The organism is Methanolapillus millepedarum, from assembly GCF_032594115.1.
Taxonomy (GTDB): Archaea; Halobacteriota; Methanosarcinia; order Methanosarcinales; family Methanosarcinaceae; genus Methanolapillus; species Methanolapillus millepedarum.
In genome coordinates this window covers 1,597,849-1,617,066 of record NZ_CP131060.1, presented here as the reverse complement: position 1 = coordinate 1,617,066, position 19,218 = coordinate 1,597,849, and the positions used below count along the sequence as shown (strand labels likewise).

The following is a 19,218-nucleotide window of genomic DNA, read 5'->3' as shown; positions in this document are numbered from 1 at the left end:
GGGCGATATCTGAATATAACCAAAAGAAAAAATATAAGCGAAATATAAAATATTTCTCTTAAAAAAATCTCAATCCACCCTACATGCCAAAACAAATTTAAACAAAAAATCCGTTCCTACATCCAACTTAAAGCAAAGGTCTTTGGCGGCCATAGCGGCGGGGAAACTCCTGTACCCATACCGAACACAGAAGATAAGCCAGCCGGCGTTCTTTACGGTACTGAAGTGTGCGAGCCTTCGGGAAATACTGATCGCTGCCAAAGGCCTTTCTTTATATATCCACAAACATCCAACATTTTTTACAAATCTGATGCCTGCTATTACTTTTTTCAGTAATACTATTCTTTTTGAAGTTAAAAGTTCATTTTCCGTCGGATCGTGTTTCGTCTGAACCTGCGACTTCATTTTTCTGCCTGACTGTGTTCCGTCTGAACCTGTGGCTTCATTTTTCTGTCCGACTGTACATGCGAGAGACTGCGCAGCTTCTGTTTTTTAGAGCCGGTAGGCGTATGAATGAAGGGGCAAGGAGGGTTTTTTGCTAAACAATTAAAAGAGGAATGGAGAAGTTTGACTATCAAACCACTTCCATCAAACACCAATTATCTTCAAGATCTCGTTTGAAACAATCCCGCCTTGATCTGCGTTTATTAAAACAACAGCTTTCGGATTGATTTGAAGAACGCTCTCTCGAATCATCCCCAGAGTATTAACGTCAACCAAATCCGTTTTATTCAAAACGACGACTTCTGAAACTTGAATTTGGTCAAAAGTCATCTTTTTTTTCTCTTTGACATTTTTAAAAAAACGGGAACAATCAACAAATGTAATCAATGGCGCAAAATCATATTCTTCGCCGTCCGGCTTGATTTGCGCTAATCTCAGCTCTTCACGAACCACAAGCGGAGACACCGATTCTTTCGGCTCGATGAATAAAATATCCGGATGAGCTTTCTCAACCAATTGGACGACAGATGTTGTAATCGCCGCCTTCAAATTGCAGGTGACACAAGCCATCGTCACTTCTTTTGTAGGGATATCATAACCAAATAAGTCACCGCCGATATCAACAACGCCGGCTTCGTTCACCAAAACAGCAACGGTTTTCCCGAGCTGCGCAAAATATTTACCCAAAGATTGAATGGCCGTCGTCTTCCCGCTTCCGAGAAAACCGCCGATGATTATGACTTTCATCAAAACACCTCAGATTATGATTGTTTTTCTGTCATTTAATCTTTTCATTTTTGTTGACCGGTTTTTTTACCGTATTCTTTAAATAAAAGAAAAACCACTAGTACAATCCTTCAAGTATCCATCGCCAACGTGGCAGAGCGGCTATGCGTTCGCCTGCAGAGCGAATATATTTCGGTTCGAATCCGGACGTTGGCTCTTTCTTTTTTTGTAATTTAAATTGGTGACCTTTGTTTTTCTTTATGAGTTGGTGAATTCTTTTCTTTGTTTTTGATTTTTTATTTTGAATGATAACTCTGCAGAGCCATGATTTCAAAAAATTAAAAAGAATTCAAGTTCAAAAATTTTGAATAAAAAAAGCCGGCATCGAAAATGAGACCGGCCTTACCTTTTGCCTTTTGTTTGAATCAAATCGGTATTACATTTTTAATTTCGGGAAATACTTGTTGTACAAATAAATGACCGGCACCTGAATCAACGTTAAAACCGTCGGCAACAAAATCCACCAATCGCTCAAATGACAATAATGTTGGTAGAACCACAAGGCTGAGACCAGCGTGGCGAAAATCATAATCAAAAGAATGACCCACCATTTGTTGTCAATCCCGGCCGTCTCAATTTTTGGTCCCGGTCTAAACTTTTTCACCAGATAAACAGACTGAACAATCAACAAAAGCGCAAGCAACGCATAGAGTCCCCACCAGTGGAAGACCTTACATGCGCCTGTAGCCGGATCATTCGGAATCGTGAGTGTGTAAACATCGCCGTTTTTGGTCAACTCGTAGCCGTCAACCGGCTGAATCGTCAAATCCTCGTTGACGGTCACCTTGATGCCGCTGTCAACCGGCTTATAACCGGTTGGAGATTCCGTTTCATAAATCATATAGGTGGTTCCGTGCGTCAAATAAATCCGCTCGGTGTGGCCGGATTGATTGGTTTTGTAAATCATTTTCGGACTAAACGAATGACCATTCTGGTCCCGGATTTCAAACGTGGCCGAAAGTTTTTTGGATGCGTTGGTACTGTCCGTTTTTTCCAAAATCAATTCGGCCCCCGGACCGCTGCTTTCAAAACCTTCCGCTGCGACGGTTGTGTTGCTCGGCGGCGTGACATTTCCGCTACCACCGCTGCTGTTATTACCGCCATCCGGTTTTGGAACCGTCACGCCGGCGATGGAAGCGCGCAGCTTTCCGCTGCCGGTGTCGTAATCGGAAACCGGATAGATGTCAAATTGCCGGACAACGACCATATTTTCATATGTTCCGGCCGTTGAGTTGTAAGTTTTGTTATAGTAAAACGTTGCCGTTTCACCGGCATTTAATGTCAAAATACCGCCGGAATAAGACGGGACAACCTTGCTGACAGAAGAGTTTTCAAGCAAATTGCTGTTGGTTTTATCAATGTAAATTGCCGTCGAATCGTTTACTCCGAACCGGTCATTCACACGGTCCAAAGTGGCAGAGGTCAGAAGACCGTTTGTCACCGTTATTTTGTAGTAAACTTGACCGCCTGTCTTCGGCAAATTAACGTGTTTCACCCAAGTAGAATTGTCGGTGCTGACTTCTTTACGGATAGCCAAAGCATTCAAAACAACCACCGGCGTATTGAACGGAATATAACCAAAAACCGTCTTCGGAGCGCCTTGATTTGGATAATAAACGATATTTCCTTTTGAATTCGGACTCAAATGATGCGGTGCGGCATAGCTGACATAACTCATATTGTCATGGCCGAGATGTAAATGGTCACCTTCTACCCCCGGTTTTGCAGTGATTTTATAAGAAATAACATATTGAACCGGCGTTGAAGATGTTCCGGTTCCTTCCGGATACGGCGCTTTGCCCATATTGACAGATATTTTTCCGTCCGCAAAATTGACGTCCGAACCCGGTTGGTAATTCGAAAACGTTGTCAACGGATTTCCGTTTCCGTTTGAGTATTTGATTTCCAAACTTCCGGGAACAAATTCAAAGTTTTGCGTGTTAATGGCGTCATTGATCGTAAAATTGTCATAAGGCGCGTAACAATTTAATGCGTCAAAAACAGCATTGGCGATTGCGTCTTCAACGGCTCCCTCGGGAGCTACTTGAGGAACAAAATACACATAATCATTGGTTGACACATTTTTAAAAGAGTCGCGGACATTTGTTGTTCCATTTATCTCTTTCATTCCAATGCCAACAACATAAACAACCGCCTTTCCTTTTAATACATCTTTGATGTAATCAGCTGTATCCTCACACGCTTGATGCGCATAAGGAATATCTTCCGGACTTGCCGCTTGCGGAAGCCATCCGGTTACGTTAAGATTGGCGGCACTGTTGTAATCATCCGGGTTCAGAACTCTTTTTCCATTCATATAGCTATTATAATTAGCCGGAACATCAAGTCCTGTGCCGGGGTCCGGCCATATCGGATCTCCAGTCATATAATGACGGTTTGCATCGCCGTCCGTAATTAACAAAACGACCCGATTCTCTTGATGTGGACTTGGAAATTTGGTAGAATCGGACAACAAATCATAAGCTGCTTGCAATCCGGATTGGGTGTTTGTATCTTCGGCCATCGGAAGCTTAAAAACAGATTCTTTAAACTTGTCCAGTTCAGCCGAATCAGCCGGCTTTTGAATTTTATAGTAATTGTATTGCGTTAATACGGTGAAAGTATCTTGAGCATTATAGTTTGTCAGATTTGAAAGCGTGTCTTGAATATTTACCAATGTACTTTGTTTTTCATATGTATCGTCATTGTATATGAACGATCTATATCCGTAAACATTTCCGGAGACAGTATTGGTAACAAATGTTGTAAGAGGAGTTCCTGCAGTCATTGGACTGTACATCAAAGAAGCATTAAACTGAAGACCACCTCCCTCTATTGGCACAAATGCATCCCTCGCATACGGAATAATTGTAATTGTTGAACCCGGACTGCTGTCCCAGATCACTTGAGCTTGTTTAATGATCCCATCTTGAGCATGTTTTAACCGGGTCTCATCAAACGGAACACTATCCACGCTTGTTGTTGCGCTTTTTTTCATACTGCTCGTCACATCATAAACGATGATAAAATCCATCGGCTTATCGTTGTAAGTGAATTTGGCCGGCGCCACATCAACCGTTAAGTTAACGGTATATTCCCCGCTGACAGGCCCGGATACGCTTTTATTAATTTCAATTAAATCCGTCAAATTAATATTTTTGTTTGAACCCGGCGCACCGTTATCCGTTACTGTCACGTTTCCGGATTTGACCGGCCCGTTTAAATCATATCCGCCAATCGCCATCGGATTTTGTGTTCCGGGGCCTTGTTCTAAACAGGCGGTTGTTGTGATTCCGGTATTATGACCGTCCACGACGATTTGAACACTGGCGGCGGCTGCCGGCGTCAACAGCAAAATCAAAATAAAAAATAAAGAAACCCCTTTTTCTAAGATTTTCATAATCAACCCACATTCTTTTAATCATTTTTTAAGATATTTATAGATATGACTCAGAAAACATAAGTTCATAAAAGTATAAATTTATTAACTAAAAATATATTAATAGAATAATAAGATATGATTAAATTTCATGTATAAATACCTAATTATTAAGAAAGGGTCATGATAAGAATAGAGGATTTTCTCTGACAATTTTTAGGATTTTAAGATATAAATCCTCATTCCTATAATTATACCTAAATTCACATTCCTTCAAGTAAAGATTAAAGTATCTTTTATCAATTCCTCTGTATTTACTCATCCTGGTTTTGGAGAATCCCCAGAATCCCTCAATCCCATTAATGTGACTTCTTCCATTGACGAATTCATATTTGCCATGATCTACTCGATAGTGTTTATCATATCCCACATCAACTAATCCATCATATCCATGCCAGTTGTCGGAATAAATAACGCTATCAAGATCAACTTTTCCTTTAATGATAGATTGTAATGTGGATTTAGAACAATCCGGAACAATTTCTGTGTAAACCTTCCCTTGCCGTTTCACCAATCCAAATACAATCGTTTTATTGCCGGCGCCGCGTCCTCTCTTTCCCTTTACACGTTTCGGGCCAAAGTATGACTCATCAACTTCAATTTCTCCTTGGAAGGGAGATTCCAATTTACAGAATTCGGCAATCCGCTCGCGGATTGCCATGAGGTATCGGTTGATCGTAATACGGCTGACTCCAACAATTTGGGATATTTGTGTTGCATCCAGATCCAAAGCAAAAAGCTTGACAATTTGACGAAATTTTGCTTCAGAAATTTTTGAACGATTGACATATTTGTTTTTCATATTCTTGAGCATGATTTGAACACCAAATTATATTTGTGTTCTTATCATGACCCTTAAGAAATAATACCAAAAATGAGAATCAAAAGAACAAAAACAGTAAATTGATCCGGACGAAAAAAATCAAACATAAATAGATAAAAAATAAGGATGTTGTAGAAATAATGGCTATATTTGAAATCAATGTTCAAATTCAAAGTTTAAATCTTCCCCGTCTTTAAGCCGCCAGACAAAATCACCGTTTGAAAGATACTTTTCAATAATTCCTTTTTCCTCAAAAGTTTTCAACCGCGGCACTACTTTGGCCGGCGCGTACCCGGTTTCATGACAAATATCAGCCGCCGTCATTCCGTCTTTTAAAAGACGGAATAAAATATCCAAGTCCACGTTGTCTTCCGAAAGCTGCGTCGCATAGTGGATAAACGAATTCATCAGACGATTCTTTTTCACATCCAATTCCTTTTGGCGGAAAGACAAGTCCCGCTGTTCTTCTAAAACAACGTCAATTTCGCGCTGAACCCGGTGAATCTGGGACAAAAAAAAGCCATCCCGGCTTTTGAGTGTTTCGTCCAAACTGTTTTTTTCAAAATCGGATTCCGAGTTTACTTCATTACCGTTTGGTCTTGATTTGCCTGTGTTTAAAATATATTCAGGCTCAGCCCCCGGGTTGCTTGCCGGTTCATCCGGTTCTCTTCTCTCAAAGAGGTGCGCGCTTTCAGCTGTTTCAATGTCAAAGGAATCTTCCGGATAAAATGTCGCCGGAAACGGTGGCGCTAAAAAAATCACGGGCCTTGACGCAAACATCGGAATCTGAGACATCCGTTTCAAATATCTTCGCCGCTGAATTTTTTGACTTGGATTTTTAAAAGCCACAGACAAAGAATACGTCGGCTCGCTCGGGATTTCAAAATCAGACCGGCTGACTTGAACGGAATAAGAATAAGGGGAAACAAAAACTTCAAGGCGCATGCTTCTTGTGATGTTGTAATATTTTCGACGCTGCAAATCGACGCTGCTTTCGATCAGACCGGCCTTCTCAAGCAGATTTAAATGGCCGATGACGGCTTTGGGAGCCACGCCGATTCGGTTGGTGATCTCATTGACATAAAAAGGGCGGTCAGCGAGAAGCGCTAAAATCTTTCGCCGGTTTTCATTTCCCAAAAGATCCAAAACCTCAGACGGGTCCATTTTTTTATCCTCCGATATTATAAACAGAAAAAAACCGAATTGATATTTTTATTGTTTTTGCTCTTTTGGAACATGCTGCTCCACCAACACGCCGGCTTCTTTGAAAAAACCCATGGAATTCGGGTCCGGATATGAATTTAAAAAAACAACGCGTTTAATGCCGGCATTGATAATCATTTTCGTACACAAGATGCACGGCTGGTGCGTACAGTAAAGCGTCGCCCCCGACGTCGGGATTCCGTGGAGCGCCGCCTGAATAATCGCATTTTGTTCGGCGTGAACGGCCCGGCATTTTTCATGCATCGTTCCGGACGGAATTTTTTGCTCCTCCCGAAGGCAACCAATATCCAAACAATGGGACAAGCCACGTGGAGCGCCGTTGTACCCTGTGGTTAAAATATGATTGTCTCGAACAATTACGGCTCCAACCCGGTTTCTCAAACAGGTCGACCGTTTCGCGACCGTTTGGGAAATTTCAACATAATAATCATCAATGGAAAGCCTCTCTGCCATGACTATACAAATAGAGGACAATATATATAAGTTTCATCTGACTCCGTCACCTGCAATCCGCCCGCTGTCACTCAGCACCATCCGCAATAGAATCAGATGAAAAAAGCAAAAATAAAAAAGAAAAGAATGGGGTCTGAAAAATCTAAAAAAATAGAAACCTGTTTCAAAAAAATAAAAACCAATAACGAAAAGTAGAAATAAGATTAACAAATAGAAAATCAAAACCTTTCAAAAAAATAATGTCCGTCGACTCGGTCTTTTTATCGTTTTCTCATCGACTGAATAAAACGATAACGAAAAAAAGAGACCCGCGAAAGTTGAAAAAAGCCGGCGAAAGCTCAGAAGATTAAGACGATTTAATCGGAAGAAGGCAAAAATATGGCGTTGGAACTCTACAATTACCTTTACCCGTTTGTGGAAAAAACGGACGATAAAAAATTAATTGCCATTCCATTAGCGGTTTTGGCAGTAGCGATCATCATTATTCTTTTGACAACCGTCAAAACCGGATATCCGGTCGCTCTTGGAATGGACTTTGTCGGCGGCACGCAATTTTCGGTCACCACCAACCTATCTGAATCTCAAATTCAAGAAATGTTTTCGGATTATCCGCTCGACGAAGTGTTGATGAACGGAAACCGCGTCATTATGCAATTCGGACAAATGGAAGACGGTGAAACCGAAAATCTTGAAAAAATAATTTACGGCAATTCGACGTTTACCAACGTTGAAGAAAAACAAGTCGCGCCGGTTTACAGTGAGCAGCTCCAAGAAACGGCGTTATTGGCCATCATTTTCTCATTCATCGGCATGGCTATCGTCATTGTGTTGATGTTTCGAAAATTAATTCCGGCCGGTACCGTTATTTTGGCTGCCGTTTCCGATATAATTGTCCCGATTGCCTTCATGGATATTTTCGGAATTGAATTAACACTCGGAACCGTTGCAGCTTTACTGATGTTGATCGGCTATTCGGTGGACAGCGACATTTTGTTGACCAACAAAGTGCTCAAACGCTCCGGAAATATGAATGATAAAATTTCAAGCGCGATGCGAACCGGTCTTTTAATGACCTCAACCACTGCCGCCGCGTTCCTGGTGATGTATTTGGTCTCCACTTATCTTCACTACATCGTCCCGAGCGTCCCCCCAATCCCGCTTTTGTCTCAGATTTCACTCATCGTCCTGGTCGGGCTCGTGATTGATATCTTCAACACCTGGTTCTTAAACGTCGGCATCCTCCGGCATTACTTAACGAGAGGCAAATCCGCTTACCACAGCAGTGGACATGGCGGACACGGCGGAAAACCGCTGAACACTTCTGTCAAACCCAACAAAGCTGAAAAATCAAAAACCGGCGCAAAAGGAGGGAAAAACGCATGATGGAAGAAAAAAAGGAAACGCCGATTTATAAGAATTACAAAGTCATCCTGTTGGTTCTCGGACTTCTGATCTCAATCATCGCTATCGGACCCGGGTATTCCGCCGAGGATGGATTTCACACAAGAATCAGTTACGGACTTGATATCGAAGGCGGGTCTTGGATTCAACTGAAATTAGACGGCGCCGTCACAAGCGTTGACGCAAACCCTGAAAACATCGTCTCCAAAATGCTTGAGAAAGAATATCCGAATGGGCTGACGATCACCGGCTCTTCATTTGATCCAACCGGAAACGGGTCCGTCACATTTACAACACCGGATCCTGTCAATGAAACGCGCTTGGATTACCTCTTTGGAAACGCGACCGTCAAACAAAGAGCTTCCGACACGGAGGTAACAATTACGGCGCCCAAAGTCTCTTTCATCACGTCCTACTTGTCAAACGCTTACAACACTGAAGTGATTCCATATGCGGTCCGGGGTGGCAGCGGATATGAATGGGAAATCCGAAAAGCGACAAGCTTGGATGAACTGACCGGAATTATGACGGCCGTCAATGGAACCGTTGTAAAAGACACTTCCGGAAATCCGATATATCGGAACGGAACCACCAAAGAAACGATGCAGACGACGATTGATGTTCTCAACAACAAACTCGGAAACGGCCTCGGCATCAAAGACCTGCCGATTCAGGCGGTCGGCGACGAATATATTTTAATTGACTTTGCAGGCGTCGATTTGGCGGAAGCCCGAAAACTGGTGGAAACGCCGGGTAAGTTCGAAATCCGGGTTCAGGTAAACGCAAATGAAACCGCGCACATCCTGTACGGCGACAGCGTGGTCGGCGTGAATCCGGTCGGCCAAACTCAAAACGGTCAATGGTATGTTCCGTTTACATTAAACGAACAAGGAGCTGTGGCGCTTCAGCAAGCCGCCATTAAAGCCGGCGCCACAACTGACCCGAACAGCCACAACCTCATCATGCTTTTGGATGATGAAGTCGTCTACAGCGCCCCCTTAAGCGGCAGCGCGGCCGCACAGCTGAATACGGGACCGATCTATTCCTGGCAGGCAACAACGTCCACATATGAAGAAGCCAAAGAACTTCAGATTCACTTGCGCGCCGGTGCTCTTCCGGTCAACGTCGAAATTATCGGTTCCGGACAAGTGGACGCCGCACTCGGGGAAGGATTCTTAAAAGGCGCCATTATCACCGCCTTCTTTGCGATGATTGCGGTTGCGCTTTTAGTTTATAACAAATACAGACGCCCTGAAATCGTCATCCCGATGGTTGGAACGTCCATTGCGGAAGTTGTGATGCTTCTCGGGTTTGCCGCCCTGGTCGGACAGGAACTGGATTTAGCGTCGATCGCCGGTATTATTGCCGTTATCGGAACCGGCGTTGACCATCTGGTCATCATCACGGAAGAAGTCGTTCATGAAGGGAAAACGCCGTCTCATAAAGTTTATTCCGCACGCATCGGAAAAGCGTTCTTTATCATCTTCGGCGCGGCCGCAACGACCGTCGTCGCCATGACGCCCCTGGTCTTCTTGGGATTCGGCGCTTTGAAAGGATTCGCCATCGTCACGATTGTCGGCGTTCTTATCGGTGTTTTGATTGCCCGTCCGGCATACTCCGCCATTTTAAAATACATTCTGACCAAAAGAGGACTGGTGGACGAAAACTTATCGGAATGAAAGAATAACAAATCGGATTGCCGGATATCCGGCTTTTCCGAAAAAACGAAATCAGAGAAAAGGATTGAAAAGAGAATGACTGAAAAAGATGTTTGGACATTGAAGTACCGCCCGAAAACCTTGGATGACATTCTCGGGAACCGGCAATCTGTTGCTACGCTGAAAAGTTTGGCCGCATCCGGTTCACTTCCGCACCTCATTTTGTTCGGCCCCGAAAACTCCGGCAAAATGACGGCGGCTCTGGCGCTTTCGGTAGAACTTTATGGGGAAGAAAGCGAACAAAATTTGACTTATTTTAACGCATCTGACTTTTTTGAACAAGGAAAAAATTATCTGGTCAGAGATCCGCGTTTTTATAGAATTCTCGGAACGGATGAACCCAAAAAAATCCAAAAAAGTGTCATTACGATTTTTAAAGACATCATCAATGAATATGCCGCCATTGCGCCGATAAATGCCGATTACAAAATAATTTGCATTGATTCGGCCGAGTCGTTGACGATGGACGCTCAGCATGCACTTCGCCGCATTATGGAAAAATACTCCAAAACCTGCCGGTTTATTCTTTCCACAAAAAGCATTTCAAAATTAATCGCGCCGCTCCGTTCCCGGTGTGTGACCCTCTTTTTCAATTATCCCAATCCGGAAGATTTAGGAGATGAACTGAAAAAAATCGCCGAAAAGGAAAACGTATCCGTTTCGGAAGAAATCTTTGCGGAATTGCCGTACTTGACGGGCGGCAACGTTTCAAAAGCGTTGGAACTTTTACAAACGGGACTTATTGAAGCCGCCGGCATGAAATCAACTCTGACCTCGGGAATGGTTAAAATGCAAATGCAGCTGGAAGAAGAAACCGCGTTTAAAGAGCTGTTAAATGCGGCTTCAAAAGAGAAAGATTTCCTCAAAAGCCGAGAAAAATTAGACACCCTTCTTGTCGATGTCGGCTATTCGGGGTCAGAGATTTTGGAGCAAATGGCTAAGATCATTGACGAATCTGAAACGGATGAAAAAGCCGCCGCCCGGAAAATTTTAGCCGTGGCCGACTGTGACAGCCGGCTGATTCACGCGCAAAGCGAACGCATTCAACTGGAAAGATTGTTGGCCGAATTTAATTAATAATTCTTTATTTCGTTTCTTCCGGTTTTATATTTTTGACTTTTTTCATCATTTCTTTTTATCAATTTTTTCGTCAATGTTTTTATCAGTATTCTTTTTATCAATTTTTTTATCAGTATTCTTTTTATCAATTTTTTTATCAATGTTTTCGATCAACATTCTTTTTATCAATGTTTTCGATCAATATTCTTTAAACTCACCGAAAACCCATACAACGGTCGTTTTTATGAAATCAAGAACATAAAAGCGATGTGAACAAAATCATTTGAAAAAAGTAAAGAAAATAAAAGAATATAAAAGAACAAAAAGAAAAAGTTGGAAGAAGTATTTGAAAGGCGAACCACTCCAAATACTTCGAGGTTTTAAATAGGTGTTTAGTTTGGAAAGTTTAAAACAGAGGTTTTAACTTTCAATTCCATTGTGTCCGTTTTTGATGCTTAAAATGCTATAACGTTTTTTGTTCAAGCACTCGTTTTTAGCAGGACACACTAAATATCAGAACCTTATTTAAAGTATCGTCCCTTTATTTCATACTTATGTTTAAAAATTATTGTCAAACAAGAAAACAAAAAAAGCGCTACAAAATGACAAGGGGGGAGTAATATAGAAAAGCCATTGACAAACCCAATCAAATAATTTGACTGAGCCTGCCAATGGATGGTGTTTTTGTTAGACCTTTTGTTTTGCTTTTTTTGTTGTTTTGTGTTTTTCGAGTTTATTGGTTTTTAGAGTGTTGCGTTTTTCTGTTTTTGAGTGATTTTAATAATCATAATTCTTCACGGAGTGATACAAAATCACAATGAAGAATATGAGAATTACAATCAGCGTGGAAAAGTATCCCGGTGCATTCCAAACAATTTGGCTGCCGACACCGCTGCCGCCTTCTCCGACAATCGTTGCTCCTTTAAGATACACAGGAATCACGACGCAAGCAAAGGCTAAAGCAAAGATGAAGATGATGTCAAACACCTGCATGGCCAAACCTTGCTTGGCGACGGCTTTGTTTTCAGTGGTTGTTGATTTTGCGGACATATTTTCACCTCATCCGTAATATTCAAATTCGTACATGTGTTCCTTAATGGAAACCCACACTTTGTAGCATCCGAGACCGTTGATGGTAAACATCAAAAGCAGGAAGAGACCATAGATACCGATCAAAAACATCGGAAGTTCAAGCCCCTGGCTGGTGACAGAGTGGAGAATGTAATACGCGACATACGTCTCGGAAAGTACGAGCGCAAGCCACATAATCACAATCACGGCAGAGTCAAGCGTCAGCCATTTCTTATAGTGCTGTTCATTGATCTCCGCCATTAGTTTTTGCCTCCTTCTGCGTTTATTGCTTTTTGTCCCAATTGGACTTCCGGGTCCGGCCAGCCCAACTTGGCATCCCAACTGAATTGAGTCTTTCTCGAATTCTTCATCTTCTTATAGCGCCAAGAGAAGTAGAAGTAGGCGACCACATAGAAAACGAGGGCGAAAATCAAGTTCAACTGATAAGCCCAGTAGAAAGTGGACATGATCACGACCGCAATCACAATCGCAAACATAGCGATATATGGCTGAAGCGGTCCGATGTACGGACGGATTTGAGACGTGTTGGTCGGGTACATTTTACGGAACCGGATCAACGCAAACGGAATCATCACATAGCAGACAAGTCCGGACACGATGGAGAAGGTAATGACCTGGTCCAAGAAACCGCTGAACGCAAAGCCGATAGCGACCGGCAATGTGAAAATAACCGCACGGTACGGGCTTCTGTATTTCGGGTGAACGGCGGTGAACCAGTCCGACACGAATTCGTCTCTGGCGAGAGCGAACCAAGACCGGGAAGAGTCGTTGACACAACCGTTGGCGCTGGCGATACATGTAAACAAGGTACCGACGGCCAAGAGGAAGATGAAGATGCCAACACCGCTGTTTTGAGCGGCTTCAAAGAGCGGGTACACGGATGCACCGAGTTTGTCGCTGCCAATCAAGCCGGAACAGATAAAGAGTGTCATACCGGCCATCAAAAGCAAGGTAATCATACCGGCCTGCTGTCCGAGCGGAACGGCACGTGTCGGCTTCTTACATTCTTCGGCACACATGGCGGCGCCTTCAATACCCAAGTAGAACCAGGGACCAAACTGAAGGGCTGCGAAGAGTCCGACCATTCCGTACGGAATAGCACCGCTGAACAGGTTTTCCGGGTGCAATGTCACGCCGCCGAATCCGGTGACGGAAGACAAGAAGAACAATAAGATCGCAACGGCTGCCACGAACGTCAGGAAGAAGTTCAAGGTGAGCGCCGTAACGGCACCACGATAGTTAATAAATGTCAAAATGGCTAAAATCAATAAAGCGACGGCTTGAACGTTAATACCCGGAATATAAGCAGCGGCAAGTTGCCCGACGACAATGGCGTCAGCTGCGGAGAGAGCAATATATTCCATATAAACGCCGAGACCGACGATTGCGGCAGCGCCCGGTCCCACGAACAAGCGGACCCAGTCATACGGACCGCCGGCCAATTTGGTCGAAGCGCCGAGTTCACTGGCACAGATGGAAATAATGATATACATCACACCGGCCACGATCATGGCCAAAAGGGCTCCTAAAATACCGCCTTTTGCCACCGTAAAGTTCCAGCCCATGTATTCACCGACCAACACGATACCGACACCAAGTGCCCATACGTGATACGGACGAAGTTTCTTTTCGAGTTCCATCTCCCATCACTCCTTCTTCGGTTTCGATTTTATCGAAACCCGATAGGCATCAAGCAACAAGTAGGCAATCAAAATAAAAGCCACAAGAAAGATGCCGATATTTAAAATGTCAATTGTACTCATATTTACACCTCTTTTCTGTGATCCAAAAAGGGAATTAAACTTCCGTGAGGTGTTTAAAAAGAGGCGCGTCTAAAATAGCATCGGGAAAAAAGAAACAAAAAATAACGCAGAATTTGTCAATAATATGAAATACCGGAGACGGATCAAGCACAGTAACAACTACTGCAACCCAAATAATCAAATGATTTACTCCGGTTGATTAAATCCGTACGAGTCGATTGCTCGCGATTAAATCCAAATCCGGTGTTTTTCAATTGAATCACATCCAAATCCTTGATTTCAAAAACCACAATCGCAAACATTTTTTACAATTTGTTTTTTGAACCGTAGATATCCCCAAATATCTAACAATTACGATCGGTGACGATTAACAATTTCAGCGTTCTTTTTTGAGAATAATTCCCACACATTCTATTTCCATAAACACACATTATTTTAAACAACCAACGTTGTTCAATGACCCGTTTTTAATCTTTTATTGGGTTAAGGTATGTAAGCAATATCAATACGAATCGGCTCAAAGAATCTTGATAAACCACAATCGATAACTCTTTTCGTTGCCGGTATTGACAGACAATTAAGTCATAATTTTAAACATGAAACGGATGATGGATTTGGAGTTGCCTCCAAATCCGTTCCTGATTTCATTATTTTTACGGGCGGACAGTTTAGAAGACAAGTCCGAGTTGTTCGAGCTTCTTCTTGGCGCCTTCATAGACTTTAACGTGTTCGGCAGTCGGGGTGACTGTCTTGACATCGTAGCATTCTTGGAAGGTCTTTCCGGCCGGGGCGGTTGCATAGTTCTTTTCGTAGAGCGGGATCAACTTGTCGAGAATCTTATTGATTTCAGCAATGTCAACACCTGCTGCGGCACGGGCAACTTCTCCCATCATGCGGGCTTCCATACCGGTTGTTTTGTTTTCAACGACTCCTTTTGCGGCGGCAACTCCGGAGAGGATTTCACGGCCGGATGCAGAGTCGGTGATGGCTTGTGCGGCAAGTTCGAGGAAGCACATTTCTGTGCACGGACCGGCACACGGGTAGTACTGGTTTCCGGAGAGGAAGTCAGTGTGGTTGCTGATGGCAGAACAGGTCCATCCGGCAACGGCGAGGGTTTCTCGGGTGTTGGTGGATCCCCATCTGATGTGGACCGGACCGTCAAGGTGCCAGCTGGCGCCGGACATGACGAAGGCGTTCAAGTGGGATGCAACGTCAACAATTGCGGTTTCTTCAAGGCCACCGGCATATCCGCCGTAAATCGGCATCTGCTCGTCCATGATGATGTCGCTGTTGCCGTGGTAGTGGGCAATAACGGAGATGGCTTCGAGGTCAATCTTCAATTCGTTCAATTGGGAAACCTCGTGGCTGTCCCAGGGTTTCATGCCGCCTTCACAGTCCGCGCTGATGTTTCCTTGTGCGGAGAGGGAAGTCTCGGGTCCCTAAACACCCATGCCGGGTCTTCCGGCAAGAGCCGTTGCTTGTTTAATAAGTCTGGTTTCTGTTTTTGCGGACAAGATTTCGTACGGTGTTTTCGGAACCGGCGGTTTTCCGCGAACGGAGGTCATCACACCGTTGACGATGGTGTCAACTTCTTTCTCAAGAGCGTAGCTCATGTGAATGGGCATGAAAACTTCTTCGGAAACCGGAGATCCTGTCGGACCGCCCTGAATGACCGGGCCTCTTTTGTCGGCAACTTTTCTCTTTCTGACTTGGACGGCGTCTCTGCCGGATCCGAGTTGGAATTCGTATTGCGGGTTGGAAATAGCGTCCCAGATTTCGTCAGCGGTGTATTTAACGACTCTTTGTTGGTCGGTCACGAAGATACCGCATTCGAGGAGCATGTCAAAGCCGGCCCAGAAGAGTTTTTCGGTCATGTCGGCATTGGTCGGAACAAATTCGCCTTTGAAGTCGAGTTTGTATTTTTGTTTAAGCTCCATGGCTTTCATCGGGATTCTCATTAAGTCCCAGTCGTCTTGAGAGCATTTCTCTCCGGTTTTGGAGCGGTCATAGAATTCGTAACAGTCAACTGATTTTGTGTATGCCATTTAAATCACCTTAGGCCATAATTTTCTTTGCAACGTTCACGGCTTCTGCTGCGTTTTCGGCAGTTCCGTCAGCGCCAATTTCTGTGATCCAGGCTTTGGACACCGGTGCGCCGCCGAACATGCATTTCACTTTGGAGCGGATGCCTTCTTCGTTGATCATAACCATCAAGTCTTTCTGACCGAGCATGGAGGTGGTCATGAGAGCGGAGCCGACGAGCAAGACTTTGCTGCCTTTTGCGGCTTTGGCTTCTTCGACGACTTTCTCATTCGGAACGTCGACACCGAGGACTTTGACTTCAAAGCCGTTTGCGCCGAGCATTGTGGACACCAGTCTGTTGCCGATGTCGTGGATGTCGCCTTCCTGAACGAAGGAAATCGCAACGCCTGCGCTTGCACTGCTGCTGCTCTTGGCAAGTTCCGGTGTAAGGAGAACCATGGCTTCATTCATGGCTTTCGCGGACATCATGATTTGCGGTAAGAAAAGTTCGCCTTTTTCAAAGCGTTCTCCGACGTTCTTCATACCGGCCGCGAGACCTTTTTGGATAATGTCGAGCGGTGCGACATTTTTAGAAAGAGCTTCTTTTGTTTTCTCAACGGCGCCGGCGATGTTTTGTTTCTCAACGGCTTGTGCTAATTCTGCAAATATATCTGACATGTTTTCAAACCTCCGTACGAGTAAGAATTCAATCCAACCAAAAAACCGGTTTTCATGATTCTCTTATTTTTTTGTACGCAAAAATAAATCAATCAAATTACAGAAGACTTTTAGAAGAAAGACCAAAACCCCCGCTTTGATCTTTCTTGTGTTGGTAATAATACCCCCAAAGTCAAAATCGACTGTAATCTACCTACAATCTGATTTTTTGATATATAACTTAAATCACAATGAAATTTTCAAGTTCTTTATATAATTCGTAAGCTGTTTACAAAATAATAAAGCATTATAAAAGATATAAAGCAACATAGAATAGAGAGCCTAACAAGAAAATGCGACCCAAAAAATAATTCATTTTAATTTAAAAACACAATCAAGAAATGTCCACATTATATATCTTTTTTGTTTTATAAAAATAGAAAAATACGAGATGACTCAAACATTTAAAAAATAAAATAACAAACCGATGTTAAAATAATATTTGAAACATAATATTAGATTTATGAAATAAGCACGCGCATCCATTCGAACATTGACCTTGGATGCAAAAAAGATGACCGGAAAGATAAATTATATATATTAAATCTTACACGTTCCTGTTTTAACGGCGAAATTATGGGAATGCAGACCATAAAAGTAACCGGCCGGTTGATAAACGCCGTTTGCTTTTCGTTTAACGCCTGATTCTTTTTAAATACATGAACTTTCTTTTTGCTTTTCATGGCAAAACCCGTTTTTTTAGGAAAACTTGTTCTTCACTGGTGCGGCAGTTGCAACGTTCCTGTCCTTGGTGAAAAATGTGCATGCGGCGCAACGACAAAATTTGTCAACGTAACACCGCCCGGAGACATCCGGCCGGCATTTCCGTATGATATCGCCCGGATCAATGACGTTTCAATCCGTCAATTCGGAAAAAAATTAATCGCGGACGACGAATTTGTCGTCTACAATAAAGCGCCTTACGAAGACCGGATGGAAGAAATCATTTGCGGCGGAACCGTCATCGGTACGATTCGTTTTGAAATTGAAAAAAGACAGTGGGTACTTCTTTTACGTTTGGAAGGCGCGCGCCGGATTTTTAACCCGAAAATTAAAACAATCGCAGAAGACATTGAAAACAATGTGCTAAAAAGCTGGATCATGATTAACGAAGGTGCCGTTCCGTTCATTGCCGAGGGAACCAGTGTTTTGGTCCCAGGAATTTTGAAAACGGCACCGGATATCAAACCGGAAGATGAAGTGGTTGTCATCACTCCGAATTTTGAAGTGGTGGCGGCCGGACGCGCCAAAATGAGCAGCGAGGAAATGAAAAATTCCGGACGCGGCAAAGCCGTAAAAAACCGCTGGAGCGGGCTTCCGGTTGAATCGGAACCGCCGTTGGATTTCGGAAAGGATGAAAAAGAGAGCGAAAAGCAAGAAAAATCCATGGCCGAATCTTGGAACAAAGTTGTCGCCGCAAACACCGAAATTCTCAATCAAGTGGAGACGGACTCGATTTTATTCATTAGAAACGCGGCGGCGAATGTCAACAAAAAAATTACCTGTTCCTATTCGGGCGGTAAAGACAGTTTGGTAACGCTTCATATGACCCAAAAAGCATCGGAAGGAACATTTGATTATGATATTTTATTTTCCGACACCGGGCTTGAGTTTGAAGAAACCATTCAAAACGTGGCGGAAATCGTTCAAATATACCAAAAACCATTCAAAGAAATCAGCGCCGGCAATATCTTTTGGGACGGATTTGAAATCAACGGACCGCCGCACGTGGATAACCGCTGGTGTACCCAATCCTGTAAACTGACGCCGATTACAACACTCATTGAATCAAATTATTTGGAGAGCGGCGGATGTTTAACATTTATCGGACAACGCCAATATGAATCTCTTGCCCGTGCAAGAAGCCAGCGGATTTGGAAAAGCCCGTCGGTCCGCGGACAAGTCGGTGCCGCCCCGATTCAGGAGTGGACAGCGCTTCATGTTTGGCTTTACATTTTCAAGCACAACCTTCATTACAACCCGCTTTACGAAAAAGGACTTGACCGCATCGGCTGCTGGCTTTGTCCGGCTGCGTCACTCGCGGATTTTGAAAACCTGAGAAATACGCACCCTGACGCCATGAAGATGTGGGATGAAAAACTTCTCACTTACGCGATGGCCGAGAAAATCCCGAATGCGGAAAACTGGGTCCGGTACGGGCTTTGGCGGTTTGAAAAATACACGCCGGCAATGGAAAAACTGGCCAAGGAAAAAGGCGTCATCGAATCAAATGCGGAAAAACAACCCTAAACCATTGTTCAATCAAGATGCTTTTAG

At 43.5% G+C, this 19,218-nt stretch carries 14 protein-coding genes, 1 tRNA gene, 1 rRNA gene and 1 pseudogene; 6 read left to right on the top strand and 11 right to left on the bottom strand.

Annotated elements, in window-relative coordinates; all coding sequences use genetic code 11:
- Positions 1-141: 141 nt before the first annotated feature.
- Positions 142-263, top strand: a 5S ribosomal RNA gene (rrf, locus tag MsAc7_RS07450).
- A 325-nt stretch (positions 264-588) separates the two neighbouring features.
- Here the strand turns inward: rrf and MsAc7_RS07445 are convergent.
- The gene (locus MsAc7_RS07445) at positions 589-1,191 is read right to left on the bottom strand and encodes a GTP-binding protein (RefSeq protein ID WP_338102287.1); all 603 of its coding nucleotides are present in this window, start codon (positions 1,189-1,191) and stop codon (positions 589-591) included.
- A 123-nt stretch (positions 1,192-1,314) separates the two neighbouring features.
- Between MsAc7_RS07445 and MsAc7_RS07440 the strand changes: the two genes are divergently transcribed.
- Positions 1,315-1,386 (top strand) — tRNA-Cys (locus MsAc7_RS07440).
- Between the two features lie 220 nt (positions 1,387-1,606).
- Here MsAc7_RS07440 and MsAc7_RS07435 read toward each other — a convergent pair.
- From MsAc7_RS07435 to MsAc7_RS07420, 4 genes are all read right to left on the bottom strand, one after another.
- On the bottom strand, positions 1,607-4,630 hold the full coding sequence (locus MsAc7_RS07435; RefSeq protein ID WP_338102286.1) for a SpaA isopeptide-forming pilin-related protein: 3,024 nt from the start codon (positions 4,628-4,630) through the stop codon (positions 1,607-1,609).
- Between the two features lie 160 nt (positions 4,631-4,790).
- Positions 4,791-5,471, bottom strand: a complete 681-nt coding sequence (locus tag MsAc7_RS07430; protein ID WP_338103468.1) for an IS1595 family transposase — start codon at positions 5,469-5,471, stop codon at positions 4,791-4,793.
- A 177-nt stretch (positions 5,472-5,648) separates the two neighbouring features.
- Positions 5,649-6,656 (bottom strand): ArsR family transcriptional regulator, encoded by a 1,008-nt coding sequence (locus MsAc7_RS07425; RefSeq protein WP_338102285.1) that lies wholly within the window; start codon positions 6,654-6,656, stop codon positions 5,649-5,651.
- 48 nt (positions 6,657-6,704) lie between these two features.
- Positions 6,705-7,169 (bottom strand): deoxycytidylate deaminase, encoded by a 465-nt coding sequence (locus MsAc7_RS07420; protein WP_338102284.1) that lies wholly within the window; start codon positions 7,167-7,169, stop codon positions 6,705-6,707.
- 378 nt (positions 7,170-7,547) lie between these two features.
- On the opposite strand from MsAc7_RS07420, the gene MsAc7_RS07415 reads away from it, so the two are divergent.
- From MsAc7_RS07415 to MsAc7_RS07405, 3 genes are all read left to right on the top strand, one after another.
- Positions 7,548-8,552: a protein translocase subunit SecF gene (locus MsAc7_RS07415; RefSeq protein WP_338102283.1), complete on the top strand. Its 1,005-nt coding sequence runs from the start codon at positions 7,548-7,550 to the stop codon at positions 8,550-8,552.
- Entirely contained in the window at positions 8,549-10,249 is a 1,701-nt protein-coding gene (locus MsAc7_RS07410) for a preprotein translocase subunit SecD (protein WP_338102282.1), read from the top strand. Before MsAc7_RS07415 ends, MsAc7_RS07410 begins: the two co-directional genes overlap by 4 nt.
- Positions 10,250-10,324: 75 nt before the next feature.
- A complete protein-coding gene (locus MsAc7_RS07405) occupies positions 10,325-11,365 on the top strand; it encodes an AAA family ATPase (RefSeq protein WP_338102281.1) in 1,041 nt (346 codons plus the stop codon).
- A 759-nt stretch (positions 11,366-12,124) separates the two neighbouring features.
- Here the strand turns inward: MsAc7_RS07405 and MsAc7_RS07400 are convergent.
- The 6 genes and pseudogenes from MsAc7_RS07400 to MsAc7_RS07375 all read right to left on the bottom strand — a co-directional run bounded on the left by MsAc7_RS07400 (position 12,125) and on the right by MsAc7_RS07375 (position 16,902).
- On the bottom strand, positions 12,125-12,397 hold the full coding sequence (locus MsAc7_RS07400; protein WP_338102280.1) for an AcrB/AcrD/AcrF family protein: 273 nt from the start codon (positions 12,395-12,397) through the stop codon (positions 12,125-12,127).
- Between the two features lie 9 nt (positions 12,398-12,406).
- On the bottom strand, positions 12,407-12,679 hold the full coding sequence (locus tag MsAc7_RS07395; protein WP_338102279.1) for a monomethylamine transporter: 273 nt from the start codon (positions 12,677-12,679) through the stop codon (positions 12,407-12,409).
- The gene (locus MsAc7_RS07390) at positions 12,679-14,079 is read right to left on the bottom strand and encodes an APC family permease (protein ID WP_338102278.1); all 1,401 of its coding nucleotides are present in this window, start codon (positions 14,077-14,079) and stop codon (positions 12,679-12,681) included. The genes MsAc7_RS07395 and MsAc7_RS07390 overlap by 1 nt, the downstream gene beginning before the upstream one ends.
- 266 nt (positions 14,080-14,345) lie before the next feature.
- Positions 14,346-14,504 carry a hypothetical protein gene (locus MsAc7_RS07385; protein ID WP_338102277.1) on the bottom strand — a complete coding sequence of 53 codons (159 nt, stop codon included), beginning with the start codon at positions 14,502-14,504 and terminating at the stop codon, positions 14,346-14,348.
- Between the two features lie 366 nt (positions 14,505-14,870).
- Positions 14,871-16,247 (bottom strand): annotated as a pseudogene (locus MsAc7_RS07380) (monomethylamine:corrinoid methyltransferase).
- Positions 16,248-16,257: 10 nt separating this feature from the next.
- Positions 16,258-16,902 (bottom strand): methyltransferase cognate corrinoid protein, encoded by a 645-nt coding sequence (locus MsAc7_RS07375; protein ID WP_338102275.1) that lies wholly within the window; start codon positions 16,900-16,902, stop codon positions 16,258-16,260.
- A 720-nt stretch (positions 16,903-17,622) separates the two neighbouring features.
- Here MsAc7_RS07375 and MsAc7_RS07370 point away from each other — a divergent pair.
- A complete protein-coding gene (locus MsAc7_RS07370; RefSeq protein ID WP_338102274.1) occupies positions 17,623-19,191 on the top strand; it encodes a phosphoadenosine phosphosulfate reductase domain-containing protein in 1,569 nt (522 codons plus the stop codon).
- Positions 19,192-19,218 lie beyond the last annotated feature (27 nt).

Excerpts from the sequence above, each read along its gene's own strand:
- MsAc7_RS07415 (WP_338102283.1), top strand. The coding sequence starts at position 7,548 with ATGGCGTTGGAACTCTACAATTACCTTTACCCGTTTGTGGAAAAAACG.
- MsAc7_RS07400 (WP_338102280.1), bottom strand. The coding sequence starts at position 12,397 with ATGTCCGCAAAATCAACAACCACTGAAAACAAAGCCGTCGCCAAGCAA.
- MsAc7_RS07405 (WP_338102281.1), top strand. The coding sequence starts at position 10,325 with ATGACTGAAAAAGATGTTTGGACATTGAAGTACCGCCCGAAAACCTTG.
- MsAc7_RS07385 (WP_338102277.1), bottom strand. The coding sequence starts at position 14,504 with ATGTTTGCGATTGTGGTTTTTGAAATCAAGGATTTGGATGTGATTCAA.
- MsAc7_RS07395 (WP_338102279.1), bottom strand. The coding sequence starts at position 12,679 with ATGGCGGAGATCAATGAACAGCACTATAAGAAATGGCTGACGCTTGAC.
- MsAc7_RS07445 (WP_338102287.1), bottom strand. The coding sequence starts at position 1,191 with ATGAAAGTCATAATCATCGGCGGTTTTCTCGGAAGCGGGAAGACGACG.
- MsAc7_RS07390 (WP_338102278.1), bottom strand. The coding sequence starts at position 14,079 with ATGGAACTCGAAAAGAAACTTCGTCCGTATCACGTATGGGCACTTGGT.
- MsAc7_RS07430 (WP_338103468.1), bottom strand. The coding sequence starts at position 5,471 with ATGAAAAACAAATATGTCAATCGTTCAAAAATTTCTGAAGCAAAATTT.
- MsAc7_RS07425 (WP_338102285.1), bottom strand. The coding sequence starts at position 6,656 with ATGGACCCGTCTGAGGTTTTGGATCTTTTGGGAAATGAAAACCGGCGA.
- MsAc7_RS07420 (WP_338102284.1), bottom strand. The coding sequence starts at position 7,169 with ATGGCAGAGAGGCTTTCCATTGATGATTATTATGTTGAAATTTCCCAA.
- MsAc7_RS07435 (WP_338102286.1), bottom strand. The coding sequence starts at position 4,630 with ATGAAAATCTTAGAAAAAGGGGTTTCTTTATTTTTTATTTTGATTTTG.
- MsAc7_RS07410 (WP_338102282.1), top strand. The coding sequence starts at position 8,549 with ATGATGGAAGAAAAAAAGGAAACGCCGATTTATAAGAATTACAAAGTC.
- MsAc7_RS07375 (WP_338102275.1), bottom strand. The coding sequence starts at position 16,902 with ATGTCAGATATATTTGCAGAATTAGCACAAGCCGTTGAGAAACAAAAC.
- MsAc7_RS07370 (WP_338102274.1), top strand. The coding sequence starts at position 17,623 with ATGGCAAAACCCGTTTTTTTAGGAAAACTTGTTCTTCACTGGTGCGGC.